The 25,053-nt window shown below is 61.7% G+C and carries 20 protein-coding genes; 10 read left to right on the forward strand and 10 right to left on the reverse strand.

Annotated features, from left to right (window positions below; translation table 11 throughout):
- Positions 1-119 precede the first annotated feature (119 nt).
- From J2X15_RS17575 to J2X15_RS17595, 5 genes are all read right to left on the reverse strand, one after another.
- The gene (locus tag J2X15_RS17575; RefSeq protein ID WP_310345253.1) at positions 120-1,052 is read right to left on the reverse strand and encodes a LysR family transcriptional regulator; all 933 of its coding nucleotides are present in this window, start codon (positions 1,050-1,052) and stop codon (positions 120-122) included.
- A 53-nt stretch (positions 1,053-1,105) separates the two neighbouring features.
- Positions 1,106-1,912, reverse strand: coding sequence for an oxidoreductase (locus tag J2X15_RS17580; protein ID WP_310345255.1), 807 nt, complete (start codon positions 1,910-1,912; stop codon positions 1,106-1,108).
- A gap of 40 nt (positions 1,913-1,952) precedes the next feature.
- The gene (locus tag J2X15_RS17585) at positions 1,953-5,021 is read right to left on the reverse strand and encodes an efflux RND transporter permease subunit (RefSeq protein ID WP_310345257.1); all 3,069 of its coding nucleotides are present in this window, start codon (positions 5,019-5,021) and stop codon (positions 1,953-1,955) included.
- A complete protein-coding gene (locus J2X15_RS17590; RefSeq protein WP_310345260.1) occupies positions 5,018-6,142 on the reverse strand; it encodes an efflux RND transporter periplasmic adaptor subunit in 1,125 nt (374 codons plus the stop codon). Before J2X15_RS17590 ends, J2X15_RS17585 begins: the two co-directional genes overlap by 4 nt.
- An 86-nt stretch (positions 6,143-6,228) precedes the next feature.
- Positions 6,229-6,846, reverse strand: a complete 618-nt coding sequence (locus J2X15_RS17595) for a TetR/AcrR family transcriptional regulator (protein ID WP_310345262.1) — start codon at positions 6,844-6,846, stop codon at positions 6,229-6,231.
- Between the two features lie 92 nt (positions 6,847-6,938).
- Here J2X15_RS17595 and J2X15_RS17600 point away from each other — a divergent pair, with 92 nt between their 5' ends.
- A complete protein-coding gene (locus J2X15_RS17600) occupies positions 6,939-8,396 on the forward strand; it encodes an efflux transporter outer membrane subunit (protein ID WP_310345265.1) in 1,458 nt (485 codons plus the stop codon).
- Between the two features lie 18 nt (positions 8,397-8,414).
- Positions 8,415-9,287, forward strand: coding sequence for an alpha/beta fold hydrolase (locus J2X15_RS17605; protein WP_310345267.1), 873 nt, complete (start codon positions 8,415-8,417; stop codon positions 9,285-9,287).
- Between the two features lie 184 nt (positions 9,288-9,471).
- Here J2X15_RS17605 and J2X15_RS17610 read toward each other — a convergent pair whose 3' ends face one another.
- Together J2X15_RS17610 and J2X15_RS17615 are read right to left on the reverse strand one after the other, a co-directional pair.
- Entirely contained in the window at positions 9,472-11,082 is a 1,611-nt protein-coding gene (locus tag J2X15_RS17610) for a sensor domain-containing diguanylate cyclase (protein ID WP_310345269.1), read from the reverse strand.
- Between the two features lie 132 nt (positions 11,083-11,214).
- The gene (locus J2X15_RS17615; protein WP_310345271.1) at positions 11,215-11,877 is read right to left on the reverse strand and encodes a Crp/Fnr family transcriptional regulator; all 663 of its coding nucleotides are present in this window, start codon (positions 11,875-11,877) and stop codon (positions 11,215-11,217) included.
- Positions 11,878-12,381: 504 nt separating this feature from the next.
- Between J2X15_RS17615 and J2X15_RS17620 the strand changes: the two genes are divergently transcribed.
- Positions 12,382-14,217 (forward strand): LamG-like jellyroll fold domain-containing protein, encoded by a 1,836-nt coding sequence (locus J2X15_RS17620; protein ID WP_310345274.1) that lies wholly within the window; start codon positions 12,382-12,384, stop codon positions 14,215-14,217.
- Between the two features lie 10 nt (positions 14,218-14,227).
- On the opposite strand, the gene J2X15_RS17625 is transcribed toward J2X15_RS17620, so the two are convergent.
- A complete protein-coding gene (locus J2X15_RS17625) occupies positions 14,228-15,586 on the reverse strand; it encodes a glycerate kinase type-2 family protein (RefSeq protein WP_409034304.1) in 1,359 nt (452 codons plus the stop codon).
- A 176-nt stretch (positions 15,587-15,762) separates the two neighbouring features.
- On the opposite strand from J2X15_RS17625, the gene J2X15_RS17630 reads away from it, so the two are divergent.
- The gene (locus J2X15_RS17630) at positions 15,763-17,199 is read left to right on the forward strand and encodes an 8-oxoguanine deaminase (RefSeq protein ID WP_310345280.1); all 1,437 of its coding nucleotides are present in this window, start codon (positions 15,763-15,765) and stop codon (positions 17,197-17,199) included.
- On the opposite strand, the gene gudD is transcribed toward J2X15_RS17630, so the two are convergent.
- Entirely contained in the window at positions 17,196-18,548 is a 1,353-nt protein-coding gene (gene gudD, locus J2X15_RS17635) for a glucarate dehydratase (protein WP_310345283.1), read from the reverse strand. The two genes, J2X15_RS17630 and gudD, sit on opposite strands and share 4 nt — an antisense overlap.
- Positions 18,549-18,609: 61 nt before the next feature.
- Positions 18,610-19,389 (reverse strand): FadR/GntR family transcriptional regulator, encoded by a 780-nt coding sequence (locus J2X15_RS17640; RefSeq protein ID WP_409034305.1) that lies wholly within the window; start codon positions 19,387-19,389, stop codon positions 18,610-18,612.
- A gap of 85 nt (positions 19,390-19,474) precedes the next feature.
- Here J2X15_RS17640 and J2X15_RS17645 point away from each other — a divergent pair, with 85 nt between their 5' ends.
- The 6 genes from J2X15_RS17645 (at position 19,475) to J2X15_RS17670 (ending at position 25,049) form a co-directional block, all read left to right on the forward strand.
- The gene (locus J2X15_RS17645; RefSeq protein ID WP_310345288.1) at positions 19,475-20,302 is read left to right on the forward strand and encodes an NAD-dependent epimerase/dehydratase family protein; all 828 of its coding nucleotides are present in this window, start codon (positions 19,475-19,477) and stop codon (positions 20,300-20,302) included.
- Positions 20,303-20,309: 7 nt separating this feature from the next.
- Positions 20,310-21,227 (forward strand): SMP-30/gluconolactonase/LRE family protein, encoded by a 918-nt coding sequence (locus tag J2X15_RS17650; protein ID WP_310345290.1) that lies wholly within the window; start codon positions 20,310-20,312, stop codon positions 21,225-21,227.
- Between the two features lie 20 nt (positions 21,228-21,247).
- Positions 21,248-22,216 carry a TRAP transporter substrate-binding protein gene (locus J2X15_RS17655; RefSeq protein ID WP_310345292.1) on the forward strand — a complete coding sequence of 323 codons (969 nt, stop codon included), beginning with the start codon at positions 21,248-21,250 and terminating at the stop codon, positions 22,214-22,216.
- Between the two features lie 63 nt (positions 22,217-22,279).
- Entirely contained in the window at positions 22,280-22,768 is a 489-nt protein-coding gene (locus tag J2X15_RS17660; protein WP_310345295.1) for a TRAP transporter small permease, read from the forward strand.
- Positions 22,759-24,051 carry a TRAP transporter large permease gene (locus J2X15_RS17665; protein WP_310345297.1) on the forward strand — a complete coding sequence of 431 codons (1,293 nt, stop codon included), beginning with the start codon at positions 22,759-22,761 and terminating at the stop codon, positions 24,049-24,051. The genes J2X15_RS17660 and J2X15_RS17665 overlap by 10 nt, the downstream gene beginning before the upstream one ends.
- 38 nt (positions 24,052-24,089) lie before the next feature.
- Positions 24,090-25,049, forward strand: coding sequence for a Bug family tripartite tricarboxylate transporter substrate binding protein (locus J2X15_RS17670; RefSeq protein WP_310345300.1), 960 nt, complete (start codon positions 24,090-24,092; stop codon positions 25,047-25,049).
- The last annotated feature ends 4 nt before the right edge of the window (positions 25,050-25,053 follow it).

Raw genomic sequence — 25,053 nt, forward strand, 5'->3', positions numbered from 1 at the left:
CATCAAGATATCCCTTGGCTCACGCAGTCCCATTGAATACCGGGAGAGCCTTGGATTTACAACATAAACCAGTCCAAGTTTTACGCTGCATCCCCGACGGTCGAGAACTGAGCGAGGTTTTACGTCCCCTGTGCCGCCCCGTCCTTCGCCGCCACCTGCTGCACGTGCTGGACAAAAAATTCGAGAAAGGCCCGTGTACGCGACGGCAGAAATCGCCTGCTGGGCAGGGTTGCAACCAGCTTTAGTCCGTCCGCGCTCACCCAGGGTGCAAGCACGCGTCGCAGCTGGCTGCCATGCGGGCGGGCGGTCAATGCAAGCTCGGGCAGCAAGGTGAGGCCCGCGCCTGCCAACGCGGCTTGATATGCCGTCTCGTCGTCATTCGACATGACGGACCAGTCCGGTGCAACTGCGATGCTGCGCCCTCCCTCCATGGGGTTCACCAAATGGATGGTCTGCGGACGTGCGCCCAGAGTACGCAGGCGCACCATGCGGTGCGAGGACAGGTCTTCCGGGACCATCGGCACACCATGGGTTTGAAGGTAGCTCGTGGAACCACACAGGACGTAGGGCATGTCGAGCACGGGACGGACGACGGCATCGGCGTCCAGATTTTCGTCTTGTCGCACGATGGATAGGTCGAACTGATGCAGCTCCTGGGCCGGGCGGTCGGAGGTGTTGATCTCGACCTGTACACCTGGGTGCTGCCTCTGAAAGTCAGCTACACACGGCGCCAACAGGTTCACGGCCACCAGCGATGTGGTGACCACACGCAGGTGGCCTGAAATCTCACTCGAATACGCCCGCACCTGATCCTCCGCCTCTCCGATTTCCAACAGAATCATGCGAAGCCGCGCCAGGTAGCCCTCGCCCACCTGGGTGAGCGACATCCTCCGCGTCGTGCGATGCAGCAGACGAGCGCCAAGCGACTGCTCAAGGTCCTGGATTTGACGGGTAACGACTGCTGGCGTGATATCCAGCTTGCGGGCGGCTGCGGCAAAGCCGCCTTCATCCACCACGCACTGGAAGATACGCATCGATTGAAGAAGGTCCATGGCGATACCCTGAAAAATCCAGAATTTCGACGACCCGTGGTGCGATTACAGTTTCAGCCAAGGCCAAACGTTTTCCGCAGACCTTTTTCGACCGGACCTGCAGGCATAAAGCGGCGCAACTTGGCCAGAAGAGAGGCCTCGCCTTTGGGCGTGCGGCGCATCTTCCAGGGGCCCAGCGCGGCCTCCACCAGTGTGGCGGCAACGCCTTCGGGGGCAGGTGCCTTTTGCACATTGTTCTGGATAGCCAATGAAACGATGCCCAGCTCCTTGCTGTAGTCCGAGATCCGGGCGACCGTCTGAGGCGCGTTGAGATCCAAGTTGGTTTTGGTAAACGACGGTTCGACCAGCGCCACGCGGATGCCGAACTGGCGCACCTCGTGGTCCAGGGTCTCGGACAGTCCCTCAACAGCATGCTTGGACGCCGAATAGAGCGCCATATAAGGCGCAGGCAGAAATCCCAGCACCGAGCTCACGTTGACGATGCGCCCCGAACGCTGTGCGCGCATGTGTGGCAGCACGGCCTTGATCGTGCGCAAGAGGCCGAAGAGGTTGGTGTCGAACAGCGTCTGGGCTTCGGCAATCGACGTTTCCTCCATCGCACCCAACAGGGTCACACCTGCACTGTTCACCAGCACGTCAATGCGCTTGGCCTGGCCGATGATGGACTGGATACCACGCTCAATGGACGCTTCGTCACGGATATCCATCTCGATAAGAATAACGTCCGGTATGGCTTGCGCCTTTGCCGTGTTGCGCACGGTGCCGAAGACGCGGCAGCCTTGCTTGGCAAACTGGATGGCAGCGGCGCGCCCGATGCCGGATGACACGCCGGTGATGAGGACAACTTTGGAGTTCGACATGGAAGTTCCTTTTGTATGCAAAAAATGGGGGGGGGTAGGATCAGACGCGCGAAAGGCCTGGTTTGATCTTGAACCAGATGGAATACATGGCTGGCAGGAACACCAGGGTCAGAATCGTCCCGGCAAAAGTGCCGCCAATCAGCGTGTAAGCGAGCGTTCCCCAGAACACCGAATGGGTCAGCGGGATGAAGGCGAAGATCGCTGCCAAGGCCGTCAAGATGACGGGCCGGGCTCGCTGCACGGTGGCCTCGACCACGGCCTGGAACGGCGCCAATCCTTCTTGTTCGTTATGGTGAATCTGTCCGATCAAAATCAACGTGTTGCGCATCACGATGCCCGATAGCGCAATCAAACCAACCAGCGCATTGATGCCAAAGGGCTGCTGAAACAGCAGCAGCGTGGGCACCACACCAATCAAGCCCAGCGGGCTGGTCAGGAACACCATGACCATCGCGGAGATGGACCGCACCTGCAGGACGATGATCAGCAACGTGGCGGCCAGCATGATGGGGAACAGCGGCAACATGGCAGTCATGGCCTTGCCGGATTCCTCGATGGAACCGGCCTCCTCGATGCGGTAGCCGCCCGGCAGTTTGTCCATGATGGGTTTCAGCTGTGCGGTGATGGCGGTGGACACGTCGGGCGGCTGCAAGCCTTCGGCAATGTCGCCGCGAACGGTGATGGTCGGCACGCGGTCGCGTCGGCGCATGATGGGGTCTTCCGCGCGCACTTCGACCTTGCCCACCTGCGACAGCGGGATTCGCTGCCCATTGGCACCGGCCAGCGTAAAGCCACCGATCTTGGCGGGGTCCAGGCGGGTCTCACCCGTGGTGCGGGCGACAACCTGCACCGTGCGGATGTCCTCACGCACGGTGGTGATGGGCACGCCGCTGAGCAGGAATTGCAGTTGCTGCGCCACGGCGCTCGACGTGAGCCCCACCGCCTGCAGCCGGTCCTGCTGCAAAGTGAAATGCAAGGTAGGCACACGCGTGCCCCAGTCCGAATTGACCGAGCGCATCATCGGGCTGGCGTCCAAGACGTGTTGCACATCAGCCGCAATGCTGCGCAACTGATCCGGGTCTGGCCCGGTGACCCGGTAGGCCACTGGGTACGGCGAATACGGGCCAAACACCAGCTGGGTCACACGCACACGTGCCTCCGGGGCCACGCCGTCGGCAATCGCCTGGCGTAGTCTGAATTTCAGAGCTTCGCGGTCGTTTTGGTTGTCGGTGCGCACCACAATCTTGGCAAACGATGGGTCGGGCATTTCCGGACCCATCGAGAAATAAAAGCGTGGTGCACCTTGTCCAATATAGGCGGTGACGATCTCGGCTTCTTCTTGCTTTGCCAACCAGGCTTCCACCTTGGCGGTGGCGGCACTGGTCTGCGCAATCGAGGTGCCATAGGGCATCTGCACCTCGACCAGCACTTCGGGGCGATCCGAGATGGGGAAGAACTGCTTTTTGACCACGGCCATGCCGAGCACGGACAAGACAAACAGCCCCACCACCGAAGCGGCAACGATCCACTTGCGCGTGATGATGTGCGCCAGCAACTGGCGGAAGCGGTTGTAGCGCGGTGTGTTGTACATCGCATCGTGACCGCCCTCGATCTTTTTGAGATCTGGCAGCATCTTGACACCCAAATAGGGCGTGAAAACCACCGCGACAATCCACGATGCAATCAGCGCAATACCGACAATCCAGAACATATTGCTGGTGTATTCACCGGCGGTAGAGCGGGCAAAACCATTGGGCAAAAAGCCGACCGCAGTAACCAGCGTGCCCGACAGCATGGGCGCGGCGGTATGACTCCAGGCATAGGCCGAGGCCGCGATACGGTCATAGCCCTCCTCCATCTTTACCACCATCATCTCGATGGCGATGATGGCGTCATCCACCAGCAGGCCCAGCGCCAGAATCAGGGACCCCAGGGTGATACGGTCAAAGTTCTTGCCGCTGGCCAGCATCACCACAAAGACCACGGCCAAGGTAAGGGGCACGGCGGCGGCAACTACCATGCCTACGCGCCAACCCATGCTCACAAAACACACCACCATGACCACCAGCAAGGCGACGAAGAACTTGACCATGAATTCGTCAACCGCAGAGCCAATGTTCACGGCCTGGTCGGTGACTTTGGTCAGACCCAGCCCAAGCGGCTGCGCAGCGTTGATGGCGCTGACTTCGTTGTCCAGCGCTTTGCCCAGATCCAGTCCGTTCCAGCCATCGCGCATCACCACGCCCAGCAGCAGCGCGGGCTCGCCGCCATTGCGAATCAGAAAAGTGGCGGGGTCTTCATAACCACGCTTGACGGTCGCAATGTCTGACAGCTTTAGTGTGCGCCCCTGCGCCGCCACGGGCGTGTCGCGCATCTTCTGCAATTCATCAAAAGCACCATCCAGGCGAACAAACACCTGCGCCCCTTTGGTCTCTACAGAGCCCGCCGGTGTCAGGGCATTTTGGCTTTGGAGCGCGGCAAAGACCTCTTGCGGGCTGACCCCCAGCGTGGCCAGGCGCTCATGGGAAAACTCCACGTAAATGCGCTCGGACTGCTCACCCACAATGTTGACTTTCTTGACGCCAGGCACGTGCAACAGCCGCTGGCGCAGCGTCTCGGCATCGCGTACCAGCACCCGCTGCGACTCGCCTTTGGCCTTGAGCGCATAGAGCGCAAAGGTGGTATCAGAGTATTCGTCGTTGATCATGGGGCCAATCACACCGCTGGGCAGGGTGAGCGCTTCATCGCCGACTTTTTTGCGGGCCTGATAGAACTCCTCCTGCACTGCGGAAGGCGGTGTGCTGTCCAGCAAGGTCAGGGTTGTGAAGGCCAAACCGGGCCGGGTATAGGTTTCGCTGCGGTCATACCAGCGCAGTTCCTGCAGCCGCTTTTCAAGTTTCTCGGCGACCTGGTCCTGCATTTCCTGCGCCGTGGCCCCAGGCCAGACGGTGATGATGTTCATCACCTTGACGGTGAAGGCTGGGTCTTCCGCGCGGCCCAGTTGGAAGAAGGCAATGAGCCCCGCCACCGAGATCAGAAAGATCAGAAACAGGGTGATGGCGCGCTCGCGCACGGCGAGCGCCGACAGGTTGAATCGGCCCTCACTCACTTCCGTTCTCCTGTGTTCGCCGTGGCCGCAGTGGCAACGGCTTGGCCAGCCACTCGCACCTGTTGGCCTTCGCGCAAGAGGTGTGCGCCCAGCGCGACGATCCTGTCACCTTGCTTGATCGGGCCAGTAATGCGTGCGCCCTCGTCGTCCATGCGCTGAACCGTGACTGCTTTCCAGGTCACCTTTGTTGGCTCGCCAGCGATAGTCCAAACACCTGGCCCCTTGCCTGCATCGAACAGCGCACCCAAAGGCACCTGCATGCCCTCTTGCGCGGCGGGGCGGCCTTCCGCCATCTGGATGGTGACCGTGGCGCCCAAGGGTGCGTTGGCCAACTCTCCTTCCAGCACGTAGCGCGCCTCGAAGGTGCGGGTGAAACGATCCGCAACATTGGAGAGCTGCCGAAGTTTGGCCGCAACGCGAACGCCGTCTTTGCCAAAGAGCGAGGCATGTCCGACAGACCCCACCGCAGGGCGCAGGGTTTCGGGCAGCTGGATGATGGCTTCACGGCGCCCGGCGTGGGCCAAGCGCACCACGACCTGGCCAGCGTTGACAACCTGGCCAGGCTCGGCCAATGTTTCCATGACGACACCATCGCCATCGGCCAGCAGTTCCGTGTAGAGGCTCGCATTGCGGGCAACGTCAGCCTGGGCTTCGGCTGCGCTGAGCTGGGCCTTGGCGGCATCGGCTGCCGCAGCGATCTGGTCATAGCTGGACGCGGATATCGCACCGGTTCCACGCAGATCGCGGTAACGGGCCTCCTCTTCCGTCGCCTGCTTGGCACGTGCACGCGCAGCAGCCACAACGTCCTGCTGCGCACGGGCCGCGAGCTTGAGGTCCACCGCGTCGATACGCATCAAAGGCTGGCCCCGTTTGACGGTTTGCCCCGTGTCCACCAGCCGCTCCAGCACTTTGCCGGAGACTCTGAAACCCAAATCGCTTTGCACGCGAGCGGCAATGGTTCCAGTAAAGCTGCGTGACCCGTCAACCGCGCCCTGGACGGTGACAGCACGGACCAGCGGTGCTTCGGTTCGGGGATCGGGGGGGGTCTGGTTGCCGCAGGCGATCAACGCAAGCGGTAAGGCACAGAAGACGGCGGATGAAATGAGGCGGTGCCGGAGCATAGGGGTCCCATTGAAGAATGAACGGAACCCCGATTTTTAAACTTGTGACCAATATTGTCAATAGTCACAAACATTATTTCTGAAACTTATGGCGACAGACTGCGCAGCACCAGACTGGACAGGTGCATCGGCGCCTCTGGGTTGAAACCGTAGCTGTGCTGCAAAAGCAAGGGATTCAGGTAGGGGCGCATGACCAGGTAGATGGCCAGGGCGGTCTCATCCAGGGGCGTTTTGCGCTCAAAGTCTCCGGTCTGCCGCCCCGCCAGCAAGATCTCCTCCAGCATTTTCTGGATGTGTTCCTCGTAGGTTTGCACCACCTGCCACCGCTCGGTGGCTGCGGATGCGGCGATCTCGTACAGCTTGCGGTCCTGGGTAAACAGGCGAAGGCTAGCCTGGGTGATGGCCTTGAACATCCGGCGCAGCTTCTCGGGCGGCAGATCGGTCTCTGCAATCGCTACGCGGACTTCGGCCTCGATCTCGCGCAGGCAGTTCGCGCAGATCATCTCGCCAATGGCCTGCTTGGACTCAAAGAACTTGTAGATATAGGCCTTGGAAAAACCGATGGCCTTGGCGAGGTCCGAGACAGTGGTTTTTTCGTAGCCATAACGACTGAAATGCTCGGTGGCTGCGGCGACGACCTGGTCTCGCACCTCGTGGTCGACCGGGCCACGGGCTGAAACGGGATGGGTGCTTGCATTTTTCATGACCCGAGCTTACCGCTAGCCAGAAAACTTGACAACTAGTGACCATTACGTATACTAGTCACATTCATCAGTCCAGCTTTTCCGGAAAACCCATGCAGCCCAAACACACACTTGCCACGCTTCTCGTTGCCAGCCTTTTGGCGGGCTGTGCTAGTGGCCCCGATTACGCGCGCCCCACCCAGCCCTTGCCACAACAGTTTGTGGGCCAAGCGGCGATAGACCAACGGCCGGCCACCAGCAATGCGGATCTGCAGGCCTGGTGGACAGGTTTTGGTGATCCGCAGCTGGCGCGATGGGTCACGCTGGCGCTAGAGCAGAACCTCGACCTTGCGCAGGCATCTGCGCGTGTCACCCAGGCGCGTGCGGGGTTGGGAGTGGCCCAAGCCGCCTTGCTGCCGTCGGGCAACCTGAGCGGCCAAGCCGCCAGGGCCTACCAGTCTGTCGAAACTCCCTTGGGACAAGTCCTGAATTCAACTCCCGGCTTCGATCGTTTCGGCAATGCCTATGAAGCCAACTTGGGTGCCAGTTGGGAGCTAGACCTGTTCGGCGGCCTGCGCCGCGGGCAGGAAGCGGCGCTGGCCGATTACCAGGCTTCGCAAGCAGGTGTCGTGGCAACGCGATTGGCTGTGGCGGCACAGACCGCTGACATTTACATCAGCATCCGCGGACTACAAACACGCCTCAGCGTCGCCCGCAAACAGGTGCAGACACAACAGGACCTGCTGTCCCTCGTCAAGCTTCTGCATGGCAAGGGTTTGGCAGCCGAGTTGCAAGTGCGCCAGGCTGAAGGAGCGCTTGCCCAGAACCGTGCATCGGTACCGGTACTGGAGGCAGGCCTGGACGCCGCCATGAACGCACTGGATGTGATGCTGGGATCACCCCCCGGAACCCACCGCAGCACATTGGGCGAAGCGGGCGACATCCCGACCGCTCCCCAGATCACCGCCACCGGATCGCCCGGAGATTTACTGCGGCGCCGGCCGGACCTGATCGTGGCCGAGCGCCGCCTGGCGGCGTCAAACGCGCGCATCGGTGCCGCCATGGCCGAGTACTACCCGAAGCTGTCCCTGGGCGGGATGATAGGCAGCGCCACGTCGGTGCCCGGCAATCTGTTCAGCGGCGGCGCAAGCCAGGCTGCTGGCGTACTCGGCCTTCGCTGGCGTCTGTTCGATTTTGGCCGCATCAACGCGCAGATCGCACAAGCCAAGGGCCAGGAAGCCGAAGCGCTGGCCGCTTACCGGCTGGCTGTTCTGCATGCGGCAGAGGATGTGGAAAACGCCTTTTCGGCCCTGGTCAAGCGTGAGGACCAGGCCACCGTGCTCGCCCAAGGCGTGGACTCGCTGGTCCGCGCACGCGCAGCCTCATTTGCGGCCTACCAAAAAGGTGTTGTCAGCATGGCCGAGGTCTTGCAGGTCGACGAAAACCTGCTGCGTTCCTCTGATGCGCAGGCACAGGCGCAAACAGAATCCGCACGCGCAGCAGTCGCCGCCTTCAAAGCACTCGGTGGCGGTTGGCAGCCCAGCGAACCTGCAGCCGTAGCCAGCAGGTAATCAACCTAGGAAATACACATGTCCTCAACCATCCGTACCGAATCCGGAATCAGCATCCCTGGCCTCAGAAGCCACCTCCTCGACACTGAAAAGTCAGGTGACCACAACCAGGGGCGGCTTCGCTACCTGGCAGGCGGGACAGGTGCTCCATTGGTTTTGTTGCACACCGTACGCACCCAGGCTGAGCACTTTCGGCACCTCATTCCCTTGGTGCGGGACCGATACACGGTGTACGCCCTCGATCTGCCAGGAATGGGTTACTCGCAAATTGTGCCCGGAGCTTCTTATGAGGAGCCCGCCATGCGTGCTGCGGTCAAGAACCTGATTACTCGACTCGATCTACGCGACGTAACATTGCTCGGCGAGTCCATGGGCGCCGTACTCGCCCTCACCACGGCAGCTGATCTTCCGGACCGGGTACGAAGCGTGCTGGCGATCAACCCGTATGACTACAGTGGCGGAATCAAGCGGTCCAGTCTCTTAGCCCGGTTCATCATCACGGGTGTTCTTGCGCCCGGCATTGGTTCAGTTCTTGCCGGCGTAGAGCCCAAACCCGTCATGCGCGCAGTGCTCCGCGGCGGCCTCGTCGACAAGACTGCCTTGCAGGAGGACTACCTGGATGAACTGCTCAAGGTTGGCCGCCGCCCCGGCTACCCGTCCGTCGCGCGCTCCGTGTATGCCAGCCTCCCTAGCTTCATCGCCGCCCGAGCGCGCTATGCCGATATCAACGCACCAGTCCACCTCATTTACGGTGAGAAAGATTGGTCACGAACCTCCGACCGGCAGGCTAACAAACAGCTGATCCCCGCGGCCCAATTCACCCAAATGCCCAACACCGGCCACTTCATCGCCTTGGAAAAGCCAGCCGCGCTGGCTAATCTACTCCGTTGAATCTCAACCCGTTGGTAGACAGAGATTGCACGGAAAACTTCCAAGCAGAATGGAAAGCACCGTGCTCATAAGAGCAAACAGAAATCTGGATGTCCGGACAGGCCGACAACTAACTGCGTTTTACATGAGGCACGGTCAAATGCATTGGCATATGCACCCGACACGGCCTCAGAGGGTGCGCGCCCTACTGCGGTCTGGCATAAAACTGAACGCCATCCCGGCCCAAGGTTTTGGCTTGGTACATGGCAAAGTCGGCCGCGCTGAGCAACCCATTGAGCTCGGTGCCGTCCTGCGGGAAGCAGCTCACGCCGATGCTGGCAGTGACATTTACCGCGTGGTCGCCCAGTTGATATTCCGGGCGCAGCACCGACAAGATTTTTTCAGCCATGCGGTTGGCGTCGTCATGGCCCTCCACCAGCACCACAAACTCGTCGCCGCCCAAACGGGCCACCAGATCACCCTCGCGCACACAGTCCTCAATGCGCTGGGCGACCTGTTGCAACAGCAGATCGCCGGTTTCGTGGCCCAAGCGGTCGTTGACTGACTTGAAGTGGTCCAGGTCGATAAACAGCAGCGACGTCACCCCCTCGCTGCGCTCCATGCGGTGCAGCGTGCGTTTCAGGGCGTCCATGAACATGGCCCGATTGGGCAAACCGGTCAGAGCGTCGTGGTAGGCGCGGTAGCGCAGCTCGTCGTGCGTGCGCTTGCGCTCGTCCACGTTGAGCAAGGCCGTCATCACGCATTCGTGCCCGCCAAAGCGGATGCGCTGGGACGAATACAACGCCCAAAAAACTTTGCCATGTGCATCCTTCAGCAGCAGCTCCAGATCCGACACCCGCCCTGTGGCTTGCAAGGCGGTGATGAGCTGGTCGCGGTCGGCGCTGTTCACATAGAAATCACGGGGGCGAAAGCTCTTCATCGGTCTGTCACCAAGGCCAAACTCAGTGCGCATGCGGTCGTTCACATACATGACCGCCTCGTCTGACAAGCGCACGATGACGATGGGCAGGGGCGCGAACTGCAGCACACTCTTGACCTGCTCCTCCCCCTTGCGCAACGCCTCTTGTGTCAGCTCAAACTGCAGCAGCAGGCGACGCGACGCCCAGTAGGCCAGGGTCAGCATGAGCAGCGCGGCCACAAACACCACCAGCAGGATGACCAGCGTGTACTTGCGCGCAGCCTCACCCAAGGTGTAGGAGAAATTGTCTTCCAGCGGCGTGAGTTCGTCATTGATGGCTTGCAACTCCGCCAGAAATTGCTGCGCCTGTTCCGGCGGCAAGGGCCCGGCCTGCGTGGCGGCGTGGATACGCTCGCCCACCAGCGTCAGCTGTTCAATGTGGCGGTCTGCCGCCGCCCAGATCGCGATGGCTTTGTCGATATCGGGCAAGTGGCGAAAGCGGCGAAACAGGAACACCATGCCGTCGACATCGTCCGCATGGTTGCGCCCTTGCAAAAAACCGGCCCGTGCAACGGCATAGTCGGGCACCGGCTTTTCCAGCTCGATGCGAGCCTGTCGGTCGCCCTGGTTGACGGCCAGCGCGGCCTGGTAGGAGGTGTAGTCCACTTCCTTGGCATAAAGGGTGTAGCGGGTCAGGGCATAGAGGGCGTCTTTTTGCCCCTTGGACCACAGGCCCTCGCCTTCCACATAGGCGCGCACGGCCGATAGCAGGAAGATGCTCAGGCAAGTGAGTACGAACACGCCCACCACCACAGACACGAAAATCCAGACGACGACAAACAGCCGTCTGCGCTTAACGGGTAGGGCTGGGACCGATAGGTCCGCCACAGGGGTCATCTGCATCTCCCAATGAAGACATGCCAGACCAGGTTCCTAGCGGCACCCCAGGCCAGACACTGCCATGCCACCTTGTTCTATCGACGGCATCGGCATGCTTGGCGCCACTATAGCGGGAAGGCAGCGCAGCTGCTATACGCCGGCCAGGGCGCGCAAGCCCTGCGTGTCTACCAGCTGGACAACCCGGCCTGAACCGCTGATGAGGCTGCGCTCACGCAGGTGGCGCAATACGCGCGACAGGGTTTCTGGGGCAATGCCCAGCTGGGCGGCGATCAGACGCTTGCGCTGCTGCAGCAGCACCGTGCAGACACCGCCATCGCCCACCTTGCTACGCTCGGCTTGGTTCAGCAGCCACTCGGCACAGCGCGCCTCAGCGTCTTTGGACAGGCGGCTCACGGCCAGCTCGGTCTGCTGCCGGTGGGCCTGGGCCATGTCGGCTAGCACGCTGGCAACAGGGTTGCGGGCCTCGGCCAGCGCCGCCTGAAAGGTGGCCAGCGGCACGGCGCGCAACTGCACCTCGGTCTCAGCCACGGCATCCATGGCGGCAGGCAGATTCAAAACGGCGGCGGTGGCGTCCAGCCAGCCCGGGGCGGTTTGCGCACCCAGTTGGTGCTCCAGCAAAGCGCCTTGGGCGCTCACCTGCCCCAACACACCCAGCACCACCCGGCCCCGCTCCAGGTACAGCACCTGCGACGCGGACTCGCCCCGGCGCAGCAAACGCGTGCCAGCGGGCCGTGTTTCAGGAGTGGGGGCCGCCAGCAAGGCGACCATCGACAAAGGTGCGGGGACCAACATGGCTGCGACTGTGCCTTGGCCCAGCGCAGCAGACCTTGAGCAAGATCAAACTTTGAAAACCCAAGCGCACCGCCTGAGCACAAATACAACCCTTTGAAATCGGCAGAAAGATGTTTCATGGTGTAAACGAATGGGGCTTGGCGCACTGTGGCACCGTTACCCTCCCCCAATCAGTTGGATAAAACGAAATGATGGGTTGCCATGAAATTTTTTTTAGATTCCGCAGGCCTCGTTGGATTTGCGGAATTGCCTCTGCCCCGTAGGATTTTTTTACAAGGGCTAGGAATTAGTTCCCTAAGTTTGGCGCTACCTGGATGTGGTGGCGGCGAGGGTGGCGATTCCGGTGGCAGCACATCCTCCGCCAATGTCAATGGGCTTTACAGCACGGCAGATTTTGAACGCATGCAGACGCAGGCCAACGCAGGAGTGGCCCCCTGGAGCACTGGCTGGAATGCGCTGACCAACAGTGGGCGCGCTCAAATTTATTGGCGAGATCCAACTCCGTTGGCTGCAGTCATCCGGGGTGGCGACGGCGAAAACCACCACGTCATGGTGGAGGACATGCAGCGTGCATACCAGTTTGCACTGCGCTGGCGCGTCTCGGGAGACACTAACTTTGCGGATGCCGCTGTTAAATACATGGACGCTTGGTCATCCACCCTGACCTCCCTATGGGGCAATTCAGACCGTTACTTGGCGGCAGGGCTGTATGGTTATCAGTGGGCATTGGCCGGCGAGCTAATGCGCTCCTACTCCGGCTGGTCCAGCAGTGGCTTGCTCGCCTTGCAGAACATGTTGCTGACCCACTTTTATCCAAAGTGCCATACGTTTTTAATCACCCACAACGACGCAAACATCACCAACTATTGGGCCAACTGGGACTTGATCTCCATCTGCGGGATCGCGTTTATGGGTGTTTTTTGCAAGCGCAAGGACATCTATGACGAAGCGTTGAATTATTACTACCAAGGTCGGGGCAACGGTGCGGCCGACCACAGCGTTTACTGCATCCACCCCGGCCATCTGGGCCAGTGGCAAGAGCAGGCCCGTGACAACGGACATAGCACGCTCGGCATTGCGCTGAACGCCTTGATTTGCGAACTCGCGTGGCAACAAGGCGATGACCTCTACGGCTACCGCAACAACCGCTTTCTGGCTGGCGCAGAGTACGTGGCCAAATGCCAACTGACGGACAGCAGCAACAACAGCACGATACCTTTCTCCCTCTACATCAACCGCCAAGGCACCTTCACAGAAGCATCCACCAGTGGCAGACCGAACAACCGCGCCGCATGGGAAGCGGTCTACAACCACTATGTCAACCGCAAAGGACTGAGCGCCCCGAATGTCACGACCATTGCCGCGAACTTGCGCCCAGAAACCAATGAATGGGTTGGTGACGTTCCCAGCTTTGGCACCCTGACGTTTTCACTGCCCTCCGTCACTGCTGCGGTTGCCCCCAGTGGGCTGCGCGCCTACGTCACCGACGCTGCGGTATTACTCTCTTGGTGGGGTAGTGCGCTAGCAACTACCTATGTGGTGCAACGCAGCACCAGCGCCAATGGAGCGTTCACTGACATCGCCAGTCTTGGCAGCACCGACCTGCTGACCTACACCGACACACCGGGCGCAGGTACTTGGTATTACCGCGTCTGCACAATCTACAACAGCCAAACGCTGGTCGGCACCGACCGAGCACGCGTACAGCTCGCCAGCGAACTGCGCTTGAACCTCTCCCTCAATCAAACCAGCGGCACGAGCGCAACCGACAGTACCAGCTACGCCCGCCACGGCAGCTTGCAAGGTGGGGCGACCTGGACCACTGGCCGCAGCGGTAACGCGCTGGCCCTCAATGGCAGCAACGGCTATCTCTCCCTTCCTACAGGTTTGGTGGAAGACCTGGGGGACTGCACCATCGCTATGTGGGTGTACTGGAATAGCGCCGTAACCAACACCCGCATCTTTGACTTTGGAAATAGTGACATCGCGTATATGTGCCTGATTCCCAAAGACAGCGGCGGCGTCATGCGTTTTAGTGTGACGGGGACTACCTACTTTGGTGAACAAACCATTGCCCACGCCGCCGCATTACCCGTAGGCAGTTGGACGCACGTCGCCGTGACCCTCAAAGGCAAGCTCGGTACGCTGTATGTGAATGGTGTCTCCGTGGGGAGCAACGCTGCGGTGGACCTCGCACCCTTTCAATTAGGCTCCACCCGCCAAAACTGGCTGGGCCGCTCTCAGTACTCAGCTGACCCGTATTTCAACGGGAAAATGCAGGACGTGCGAATCTACAGCGGCGCGCTCAGTGCCAGCGAAGTAGCCGCGCTGGCCGTGTAAGCCCTGCGCACTACAGCACCAATAGCGCGCGAAAGTCGTTCACATTGGTGTGCGTGGGGCCGGTGGTGAACACATCGCCCAGAGGCTGAAAGAAGCCCACCGCGTCGTTGCGGTCCAGGCAATCGGCCAGCGAGGTGCCAGCCGCTTTGGCGCGGGCCAGCGTGTCCGGCGCCACAAAAGCGCCGGCGTTGTCTTCCACGCCGTCAATGCCATCGGTGTCGGCGGCCAGCCCCCACACAGCGGCCTGGCCTTGCAGCGCCTGGGCCAGGCCCATGCAAAACTCTCCGGCCCGGCCTCCGCGGCCCTTGGCGGCGCCTTCGCGGCGCGGGCGGATGGTCACGGTGGTTTCGCCACCGCTGAGGATGACGCAGGGACGGGCAAATGGCTCGCCACGCTGGGCCACCGCTCGCGCCAGCGCAGCATGCACCTTGCCCACCTCGCGCGACTCGCCTTCCATCTCGTCGCTAAGGATGTGGGCCGTCAGCCCCATGGCACGCGCCGCAGCGGCAGCAGCTTCCAGCGACTGCTGCGGCGTGGCAATCAGGTGCACCTGGTTGCGGGCGAACACGGGGTCACCGGGCTTGGGGGTTTCCAGGGTGCCGTCCTCCAGTGCCTTCACAATGAAATCGGTCTCTAGCCCCCGTGAAATATGCGCCAAGCGCTTCAATATTGATAGCGCATCAGCGCAACTGGTGGGGTCTGGCACTGTGGGGCCGCTGGCAATCACGCTGGGGGCGTCGCCCGGCACATCGCTGATGAGCAGCGTCACTACCTGCGCCGGATAGCAGGCTGCGGCCAAGCGCCCACCTTTGATGGCGGAGAGGTGCTTGCGCACGCAGTTCATCTCTTGGATGCTGGCGCCACTCTCCAACAGCATGGTATTGATGCGCTGCTTGTCTTCCAGGCTGATGCCTCCACCTTCCCATTGGGCCGGCAAAGTCAGCAGCGAAGATCCGCCGCCCGAGATCAGGCAGATCACCAAGTCGTCTTTGGTCAGGCCCTCAGTCAGCGCCAAGATGCGCTGGGCAGCGGCCAGGCCCGCGGCATCAGGCACGGGGTGGGCGGCTTCCACCACCTCGATGCGTTGGGGCAAGGCATCTGCAGGGCGCGGTGGGGTGTGGCCGTAGCGCGTGACCACCAAGCCGCTCATAGGCGCGTCTTGCGGCCACAGGGCATCGAACGCATGGGCCATGGAGCCACCCGCCTTCCCGGCGCCCAGCACCAGCGTGCGGCCCTTGGGCACAGGGGGTAAAAAACCGGCCAGCGTATGGCTGGGCAAGGCCTGGCGCACGGCTGCCCAGTAGAGCTGGGTGAGCAGTTCGCGGGGCTCCAGATCGGAGAAGTGGGTGGGTGGTTTTGGCATGGTCATCGCTTTATTCCATGGTACTTGAGGCAAAATTCGGGAGCGCTTCGCGCAAGCACAGCCCGGGATGCTCGGCAACGTGGTGCTCGCCTCTGGTGGCTTTTGCAGCCCGCCAGCGGGATTCGGCCTCGGCAGGACCCACCCTTGCAGGTGGAAGACTTGTTTGACGGAGAAACCTTCACATGGGCACTTTGCTGATCCACAACGCACGCGCTATCGCGACGTTCGACAACACCAACCCCGCGCAATCCACCGAGCTGCGCGACGCATCCATCTACATCGAGGGCAACCGCATTGCCTTTATCGGCGCCACGGCCGACCTGCCCCCGCAAGCGCTGCAAGCCGACGAGGTGATCAACGCCTGCCACCACCTGGTCACACCAGGTCTGGTGAACACACACCACCACATGTACCAGTCGCTGACCCGGGCCATACCCGAGGTGCAGAACGCCGAGCTCTTTGGCTGGCTGCGCGGGCTGTACCCGATCTGGGCAGGCCTGACGCCCGAGATGGTGCAGGTGAGCACGCAGATTGCGATGGCCGAGCTGCTGCTGAGTGGTTGCACGACGAGTAGCGACCACCTCTACATCTACCCCAACGGCGTGCGGCTGGACGACAGCATTGCAGCCGCAGCTGAGATTGGTATGCGCTTTGTAGCGACGCGCGGCAGCATGAGCGTGGGACAGTCGCAAGGCGGCTTGCCGCCGGACCGCGTGGTGGAAAGCGAAGACTTCATCCTCAAGGACACACAGCGGCTGATCGAGCAGTACCACGACGCATCGTTTGGTTCCATGTTGAACGTGGCCGTGGCGCCCTGCTCGCCCTTCAGCGTGAGCCGCGACCTGATGCGGGAGTCGGCACTGCTGGCCCGGCAGTACGGTGCGCGCCTGCACACCCACCTGGCCGAAAACGACCACGACCTGGCCTACAGCCGCGAAAAATTTGGTTGCACGCCCACGCAGTACGCGCAAGACCTGGGCTGGCTGGGCCATGACGTGTGGCACGCCCACTGTGTGAAGCTGGACGACGAAGGCATCAGCCTGTTTGCTGCCAGCCGCACGGGCGTGGCGCACTGCCCATGCAGCAATATGCGCCTGTCCAGCGGCATCGCCCCCATTCGCAAAATGCTGAATGCCGGCGTACCCGTGGGGCTGGGTGTGGACGGCAGCGCGAGCAACGACGCAGCGCACATGCTCAACGAAGCACGCCAGGCGATGCTGCTGGCCCGTGTGGGCCGCGCCATGCAGCCGCCCGAAGTGCGCGACGGCAAAACTTTCTTCGGCTGCGACCTGGGCCCGGCCGAGATGACGGCGCGCGATGCGCTGAGCGTGGCTACGCGCGGTGGCGCGCAGGTGCTGGGCCGTAGCGACATTGGCCACCTTGGGGTGGGCATGTGTGCCGACCTGGTGCTGTGGGACCTGGACACGCTGGGTTTTGCCGGTGGCGCCGTGCACGACCCCGTGGGCAGCCTGCTGCTGTGCGCCAGCCCACAGGCGGACACCACCATCGTCAACGGCAAGGTTGTTGTGCGCGAAGGGCATTTGGAAACCGTGGACCTGGGCCCGCTCATGGAACGCCACAACCGGCTCGCGTTGCAACTGGCGACCGCAGCGACCTAGCGCACCAGGCAGGGGCTCTTGGGGTTGAAGCTCCAGCCCGGAATCAGGTACTGCATGGCCATGGCGTCGTTGCGCGCACCCAGGCCGTGCTGCAGGTAAAGCTGGTGGGCCTTTTCCACTTCCGCCATATCCAGCTCCACACCCAGGCCGGGCGTGGTGGGCACGGCAATCTGCCCACCCACGATCTGCAGCGGGGCCTTGGTCAGGCGCTGGCCGTCTTGCCAGATCCAGTGCGTGTCGATGGCGGTGACCTTGCCGGGTGCGGCGGCGGCCACATGCGTGAACATGGCCAGCGAAACATCGAAGTGGTTGTTGGAATGCGAACCCCAGGTGAGGCCCCAGGTCTGGCACACCTGCGCTACGCGCACCGAGCCCTGCATGGTCCAGAAATGCGGATCGGCCAGCGGTATGTCCACCGACTGCAAGGCCAGAGAATGCGCCAGCTCGCGCCAGTCGGTCGCAATCATGTTGGTGGCCGTGGGCAGGCCGGTGGCACGGCGGAACTCGGCCACCACCTCACGCCCCGAAAACACGCCTTCGGCGCCACATGGGTCTTCGGCATAGGCCATCACGCCATGCAGGTCGCGGCACAGGCGCACCGCGTCTTTCAGCAGCCAGCCGCCATTGGGGTCCAGCGTGATGCGGGCCTGCGGGAAGCGCGCATGCAGCGCACGGATGGCCTCCACTTCTTCTTCGCCACGCAGCACGCCGCCCTTGAGCTTGAAGTCCTGAAAGCCGTAGCGCGCATAGGCCGCCTCGGCCAGACGCACCACACCCTCGGCGTCCATGGCCTTCTCATGGCGCAGACGCTTCCAGTCGTCGGCCTGGTCGGGCTCGCTGGCATACGGCAGATCCGTCTGGTTGCGGTCGCCCACATAGAACAGGTAGCCCAGCACGGCCACGCTGTCGCGCTGCTGGCCATCGCCCAAGAGGGCCGCCACAGGCACGCTCAAGAACTTGCCCAGCAAATCTAGCAGCGCGCTTTCTACGGCCGTCACCGCGTGGATGGCAATGCGCAGGTCAAAGGTTTGCAGACCACGGCCACCACTGTCGCGCGCCGCAAAGGCCTCGCGCATGCGGTTGAGGATGGCGTTGTAGTTACCAATGGGCTGGCCCACCACCAGCGCTGCGGCGTCTTCCAGGGTCTGGCGAATCTTCTCGCCGCCGGGCACTTCGCCCACGCCGGTGTTGCCGCTGCTGTCGGTCAGGATGACGATGTTGCGGGTGAAGAACGGCGCGTGCGCGCCGCTCAGGTTCATCAGCATGCCGTCATGGCCCGCCACGGGGATGACTTGCAGGGCGGTGATGGTGGGGGCGCGTTGCGTGGCGCCAGACTGGGGGGTGGTCATGGATTAAGTCTCCTCAGCGAGGCACTCGACATGGCGCCCCTACAAGTCAGACATCATACAACTAAACCGCGTCGGGCTGCGACTTTCGCAAACGGTCTTTGCTGTTGGCCAGGTGCGTGCGCATGGCCGCGCGGGCGGCATCGGCGTCCTGGTTGCGGATGGCATTGAAGATGTATTCGTGCTCCCCATGCACCCGACGCAGATAGCCCTGACGCCCTTCTGGCGCGGTGCTTGGCGTGTTCACCCGGGTGCGCGGAATGATCATGGTGCCCAGGTAGGTCATGAGGTCGGCAAAGTGGCGGTTGCCGGTGGCTTTGGCCACTTCCATATGGAAGCTGAAGTCCGAGGGCACGGCGTCCGAGTCTTCCTGGATGGAGGTCTGGAAGGCATCGAGCATGGCCTGCATGGCGTGTAGATTGGCCTCGGTGCGGCGCTGCGCAGCCAGGCCAGCGGCCTCCGTCTCCAGGCTGATACGCAGCTCCAGCAGGGCAATCACGTCGGCCACGGTGGCAAAGTCCACATCAGCGATCTGAAAGTTGCCACTACTCTGCGGCGCCAGCGCAAAGGTGCCCACGCCATGGCGGGTTTCCACCAGGCGGTTGGCCTGCAGACGCGAAATGGCCTCGCGCACCACGGTGCGGCTCACATCGAAGCGGGCCATGATTTCAGACTCGGTGGGCAATTTATTGCCCGGCTGAATCGCGCCTTCGCGGATGCTGGCGGCCAGACTTTCCACCACTTCCTGCACCAGCCCACGGGCGCGCCGCGGGCGTGGCGCATCGCCTGCATCGGCAGGGGATGGTTGCACTACAGCGGCTCTAGGGGTTTGCACTAGGTCCATAGAAAAGCCCTTGACTTGGTTGGAACAGGTGTTGACAATTTAACACATCAGACAACATACAACTGACAAGGCAGCGATAAATTTCATGACCATCAAAGTACACCACACTTTGCTGATGACCGGCGCAGCAGGCGGTTTGGGCACGGCGATGCGAGACCGGCTGAAGGCCAACTGCGAGGTGCTGCGTCTCTCCGACCGCGCCGATTTTGGCCCCGCGCGTGCAGGCGAGGAAATCGCCCTGGCGGACTTGGCCAACGCCACCGCTGTGGACGCCATGGTGAAGGGCGTGCAAGCCATCGTGCACTTTGGCGGCATCTCCGTCGAAGGTCCGTTCGAACCCATCCTGCAAGCCAACATTCTGGGTGTCTACAACCTGTACGAGGCTGCACGCAAACAGGGCGTGAAGCGCGTGGTGTTTGCCAGCTCCAACCACGTGACAGGCTTCTACAAGCAAAGTGAAACCATCACGCTAGACCACCCTGCCCGCCCAGACAGCCTGTATGGCGTGAGCAAGGCGTTTGGTGAAGACCTCTCGCGCATGTACTACGACCGGTATGGCATCGAGACGGCCTGCGTGCGCATTGGCTCCTCGTTTGCCGAGCCCAAGGACCGCCGCATGCTGGCGAGCTGGCTGAGCTTTGACGACCTGCACCGCCTGGTGACCGCCTGCCTGACCACACCCATCCTGGGCCACACGGCCATCTTTGGTATGTCAGACAACGCCGTGGTTTGGTACGACAACAGTGCCGCGCGCCACGTGGGCTATGTGCCGCAGGACAGCTCGGACCCGTTTCGCGAGGCCATTTATGCCCGCACACCGGCACCCGATATCACCGACCCTGCTGCGATCTACCAAGGTGGCGGATTCCTGTTTCAGGGCGAGCCCATGACCGCCCACAAGGCTGGCAAATAAGCCATCCATGCGCACTGCTGCCATTGCCATCAGCACCGCACGCGACCGCGTGGGCGAGTCGCCCGTGTGGTCCGTCGCTGACCAGGCTTTGTACTGGGTGGACATTGAAAGCCAGCGCATCCACCGTCTGGACTGGGCCACGCGTACACAAAGCAGCTGGACTCTGGCCGAACGCGTGGGCTGCATTGCGCTGAGCAACCGTGGCACCGTGATTGCCGCGATGGAAAGCGGCATCTACGAGGTGGAATTGCAAGACGCCCCCATGGCCCGCGTAACGTGCCTGGCCACCGTGGACCACCCGCAGCCCGGCATGCGCTTCAACGATGGCCGCTGCGATGCGCAGGGCCGTTTCTGGATTGGCACCATGGTGCGCGACATGTCGCTGGCCAGCGCTGCCGGCGGCATCTATTGTCTGGACACGCAAGGCCTGCGCGGCCCGGTGCTGCAGGGTTACATCACCCCCAACGGCATGGCCTTCAGCCCCGATGGGCGCACCGCCTACCTGTCAGATTCCCACCCCAGCCGCCAAACCATTTGGCAACACGCCTTTGACAGCGCCAACGGCATCTGGGGTCCGCAGACCGAATGGGTGGACATGAAACCCCTGCCCGGGCGCCCCGACGGTGCAGCGGTCGATGCCGAGGGCTGCTACTGGATCTGCGGCAACGACGCCGGCCAGGTCCACCGCTTCAGCCCCGCCGGGGCCTTGTTGCAATCCATTGCCGTGCCCGTGAGCAAGCCCGCCATGTGCGCCTTCGGCGGCCCCGAGCTGCGCCACCTTTTTATTACCTCGATACAGCCCGCACAACCCGCCCCCGGCTTTGACGCCGCGCTGGACGGCGCAGTGCTGGTGTTGGAGCCCGGCGTGCAAGGGCGCGCCGAGCCCCTGTTCACCCAATTTCCCGTTCCCGTTCCATCCCACTAAAACCACCCATAGGAGACATCATGAAACTGGTACCCACCCTCATCACTACACTGCTGGCCAGCATTGGCATGGCCAGCTATGCCACCGAGTTCAAGTCCGCCGACATCCACAACTCGGACGACTACCCCACGGTCACTGCTGTCAAATTCATGAGCGATGAACTCAAGAAAGCCACCGGCGGCAAAGACACCATCAAGGTGTTCAACAAGGGCGCCCTGGGCACCGAAAAAGAAACCATCGACCAGGTGAAGATTGGTGCGCTGGACATGGTGCGCGTGAACATCAGTCCCATGAACTCGGTTTGCGCCAAGACCAACATCCCGGTGCTGCCCTTCCTGTTCCGCTCGGTAGACCACCTGCACAAAGTGCTGGACGGCCCTATTGGTGAAGAAATTGCCAAAGATTGCGAATCCGCAGGTTTTGTACTGCTGGCCTATTACGACTCGGGCTCGCGCTCCATCTACAGCAAGAAGCCCGTCAAGTCGGTGGCCGACACCAAGGGCATGAAGATTCGCGTGCAACAGTCTGACCTGTGGGTGGCCGTGGCCGGCGCCATGGGTGCCAACCCCACCCCCATGCCCGCTGGCGAAGTGCTGACCGCACTCAAGACCGGTCTGGTCGATGCTGCGGAAAACAACTACCCCTCGTACGGCTCCGGCTTCCGCCACTTTGAGGCCGCCAAGTACTACAACAAGACCGAACACTCCATGGCACCTGAAGTGCTGCTGTTCTCCAAGGTCATCTTTGACAAGCTGAGCAAGACGGAGCAAGACCAGATTCGCGCTGCCGCCAAGGCATCTGTTCCCTTCAACCGCCAGGCCTGGGCTGCCTACGAGAAAAAAGAATACGACATGGTGAAGGCCGCCGGCACCGAGTTCGTGGAAGTGGACAAGAAGTCCTTCCAGGATGTCATGGCACCGGTCTACGACAAGTTTGCTAACACGCCTGACCTGAAGCGCCTGGTGAAGGCTGTGCAAGACACCAAGTAAGCGTGTCGTTCCAACACCCCGGCAGATCCGCTGGGGTGTGTTTCCCATTCACCGGAGCTGTCCATGTATACCCGCTTCTGTGCCACCCTCTCCAAGCTCAGCCTGATGCTTGCGGTGGCTGGTCTCATCGTGCTCATCGCCTGCGTGCAATACCAGGTGATCGGGCGATATGTTTTCAACGACACCCCCACCTGGGCCGAAGCGCTGGCCCTGCTGCTGGTGCTCTACATCACTGCGCTGGGCGTGGCCGTGGGTGTGCGCGACGCCGGCCACATCGGCATGGATTCCATCATCAGCCTGCTGCCCGAAAGCATGCGCCTGAAGCTGGAAATCATCATCCACATTTTGGTGGGCACTTTCGGCGCCCTCATGGCCTACAACGGCTACATCTGGGCCGTCCTGAAATGGAACGACCAGAAACCCATGCTGGCGATTCCGTCGAGCATGGACTACGTGCCCCTCGTCATTGCCGGCGTGCTGGTGGTGCTTTTTACGATTGAACATGTGATCGCCCTGATTCAGGGCAAGGAAGTGGTGCCAGCATGGAACTGACAGTTTTGGGTGTGAGCTTTGGCGTGCTGCTGCTGATCGGCGTGCCGGTCGGCTTTGCGGTGGGCCTCTCTTCCGTTGCAACCATCATCGCTGCGGGCATTCCGGTGGCCGTGGTGTTTCAAAAGATGGTGGGGGGCATGCAGGTGTTCTCCTTCCTGGCTATCCCCTTCTTCATCTTTGCGGGCGAGCTGATGCTGCACGGCGGTATCGCCGAGCGCATCGTGCGCTTTGCCAATAGCCTGGTGGGCCATGTGCGCGGCGGCTTGGGCATGTCCAACGTGTTGGGCTGTACGCTGTTTGGTGGCGTGGCAGGCTCCCCGGTGGCCGACGTGTCCGCCATGGGTTCGGTGATGATTCCGCTGATGAAGAAAGAGGGCTACGACACCGACTACGCGGTGAACGTGACCACGCATGCTTCCTTGGTCGGCGCGCTCATGCCCACCAGCCATAACCTGATCCTCTACACCCTTGCCACGGCCGGTATTGCATCGGTCAGCGTGCTGGGCATGATCATGGCCTGCATCGTTCCGGCTGTGTTGCTCACGGTGCTGAACCTGCTGGCTGCCTATGGCGTGGCCATCAAGCGTGGTTACCCCACCCGCGGTGCCTTCTCCGGCTGGGGCGAGGTGGGCAACAGCTTTGTGGCCGCACTGCCTGGCCTGCTGGTGGTGGGCATCATCCTCACCGGCATTTTGACGGGCGTGTTTACAGCCACCGAATCCGCAGCGACTGCGGTGCTGTGGGCGCTGATTATCACGGGCCTTGTGTACCGCTCGCTCTCGTGGAGCGACTTCATCAAGTCCTGCGCCAAGGCCTGCAAGACGACCGGCGTGGTGCTGTTCCTGATCGGTATCTCCAACGCCTTTGGCTACTTTCTGGCGATGTACTCGGTGCCCGAACGCACGGGCGATCTGATGAGCACGGTCACCCAGACGCCCTGGATGATTTTCCTGATGATCAACGTGGTGCTGTTCCTGCTGGGCACCTTCCTGGACATGGCCCCCACGCTGCTGATCTGCACACCCATCTTTTTGCCAATTGCGCAAAAGTTCGGTATGGACCCTTCGCAGTTTGGCGTGTTGATGCTCATCAACTGTGCCCTGGGGCTGAACACACCACCGGTGGGTACCACGCAGTTTGTGGGGTGTGCGATTGGCGGCATATCGGTTGGCGAGGTCATGCGCTCCATCTGGCCCTTCTATGGCGCCTTGCTGGCCTGCCTGGCACTGGTGACCTATGTGCCCGCCTTCTCGCTGTGGTTGCCCAACCTGATCCTGCACTGACAGAAACGCGTCCGACGTCTTGACTCTGGAGAAACCGTATGAAAAAGCAACTGATCACTTTGCTGCTAGCGACTGGCACCTGCCTGAGTGCCATGGCCTGGCCCGACAAGCCCATCACCCTGGTCGTGCCATTTCCCCCGGGGGGCTCCACAGACCAGATCGCACGCATTCTCTCGACCAAAATGGCCGAAAAAATGGGCGGCGGTGTCACGTTCATTGTGGATAACAAGGCTGGCGCCACCGGCACCATCGGGGCTGGATACGTTGCCCGTGCGCCAGCCGATGGCCATACGCTGCTGGTCTCTTCGTTGGGCCCCTTTGTGATTGCGCCCCATTTGATCAAGGTGAACTACGACGCGCTGAAGGATTTGGACCCGATCACGATCGCGGTGCAGGCACCCAATGTGCTGGTGGTACCCGCAGCCTCCGAGCGGAAATCCGTGGCCGAAGTGATTGCCTACCTGAAAGCCAATCCGGACAAGATGAGCTTTGCCTCTTCGGGCAACGGCAGCAGCGACCACCTCACCGCCGAACTGTTCTGGCAACAGACCGGCACCAGCGGTGTCCACATCCCCTACAAGGGGGGTGGCCCGGTGATGACCGACCTGCTGGGCAACCAGGTGGAGTCGTCGTTCATGAACATCAACACCGCCATGCCACAGATCAAGACCGGCAAATTGCGCGCCCTGGCCATTACCAGTGCCAAGCGTTCGCCACTACTGCCGGATGTGCCCACGCTGGAAGAAAGTGGCGTGAAGGATGCCAACGTGAACTCCTGGCAAGCCTTGGCTGCGCCCCGCGGGCTTCCCGCGGACGTGAAGAAGCGTCTGTTCGATGCTGCGGTGGCGGCGATCAAAGATCCCTCCGTAGCGCCCAAGCTGCAGGAACTGGGCTTTGAACTGGTACTCAATACGCCAGAACAGTTTGCAGCCTTCCAGGCCCTGGAATACGCACGCTGGCAAAAGCTGATCACCTCCCGCAACATCAAGGCGGATTAACCAC

The organism is Rhodoferax saidenbachensis, assembly GCF_031457975.1.
In the GTDB taxonomy this organism is placed as follows: Bacteria; Pseudomonadota; Gammaproteobacteria; order Burkholderiales; family Burkholderiaceae_C; genus Allorhodoferax; species Allorhodoferax saidenbachensis_A.

What these genes read in the sequence shown, in the direction of transcription:
- J2X15_RS17575 (WP_310345253.1), bottom strand. Translation starts at nt 1,052, where the DNA reads ATGGACCTTCTTCAATCGATGCGTATCTTCCAGTGCGTGGTGGATGAA.
- J2X15_RS17580 (WP_310345255.1), bottom strand. Translation starts at nt 1,912, where the DNA reads ATGTCGAACTCCAAAGTTGTCCTCATCACCGGCGTGTCATCCGGCATC.
- J2X15_RS17590 (WP_310345260.1), bottom strand. Translation starts at nt 6,142, where the DNA reads ATGCTCCGGCACCGCCTCATTTCATCCGCCGTCTTCTGTGCCTTACCG.
- J2X15_RS17595 (WP_310345262.1), bottom strand. Translation starts at nt 6,846, where the DNA reads ATGAAAAATGCAAGCACCCATCCCGTTTCAGCCCGTGGCCCGGTCGAC.
- J2X15_RS17600 (WP_310345265.1), top strand. Translation starts at nt 6,939, where the DNA reads ATGCAGCCCAAACACACACTTGCCACGCTTCTCGTTGCCAGCCTTTTG.
- J2X15_RS17605 (WP_310345267.1), top strand. Translation starts at nt 8,415, where the DNA reads ATGTCCTCAACCATCCGTACCGAATCCGGAATCAGCATCCCTGGCCTC.
- J2X15_RS17610 (WP_310345269.1), bottom strand. Translation starts at nt 11,082, where the DNA reads ATGACCCCTGTGGCGGACCTATCGGTCCCAGCCCTACCCGTTAAGCGC.
- J2X15_RS17615 (WP_310345271.1), bottom strand. Translation starts at nt 11,877, where the DNA reads ATGTTGGTCCCCGCACCTTTGTCGATGGTCGCCTTGCTGGCGGCCCCC.
- J2X15_RS17625 (WP_409034304.1), bottom strand. Translation starts at nt 15,586, where the DNA reads ATGACCATGCCAAAACCACCCACCCACTTCTCCGATCTGGAGCCCCGC.
- J2X15_RS17630 (WP_310345280.1), top strand. Translation starts at nt 15,763, where the DNA reads ATGGGCACTTTGCTGATCCACAACGCACGCGCTATCGCGACGTTCGAC.
- gudD (WP_310345283.1), bottom strand. Translation starts at nt 18,548, where the DNA reads ATGACCACCCCCCAGTCTGGCGCCACGCAACGCGCCCCCACCATCACC.
- J2X15_RS17640 (WP_409034305.1), bottom strand. Translation starts at nt 19,389, where the DNA reads ATGGACCTAGTGCAAACCCCTAGAGCCGCTGTAGTGCAACCATCCCCT.
- J2X15_RS17645 (WP_310345288.1), top strand. Translation starts at nt 19,475, where the DNA reads ATGACCATCAAAGTACACCACACTTTGCTGATGACCGGCGCAGCAGGC.
- J2X15_RS17650 (WP_310345290.1), top strand. Translation starts at nt 20,310, where the DNA reads ATGCGCACTGCTGCCATTGCCATCAGCACCGCACGCGACCGCGTGGGC.
- J2X15_RS17655 (WP_310345292.1), top strand. Translation starts at nt 21,248, where the DNA reads ATGAAACTGGTACCCACCCTCATCACTACACTGCTGGCCAGCATTGGC.
- J2X15_RS17660 (WP_310345295.1), top strand. Translation starts at nt 22,280, where the DNA reads ATGTATACCCGCTTCTGTGCCACCCTCTCCAAGCTCAGCCTGATGCTT.
- J2X15_RS17665 (WP_310345297.1), top strand. Translation starts at nt 22,759, where the DNA reads ATGGAACTGACAGTTTTGGGTGTGAGCTTTGGCGTGCTGCTGCTGATC.
- J2X15_RS17670 (WP_310345300.1), top strand. Translation starts at nt 24,090, where the DNA reads ATGAAAAAGCAACTGATCACTTTGCTGCTAGCGACTGGCACCTGCCTG.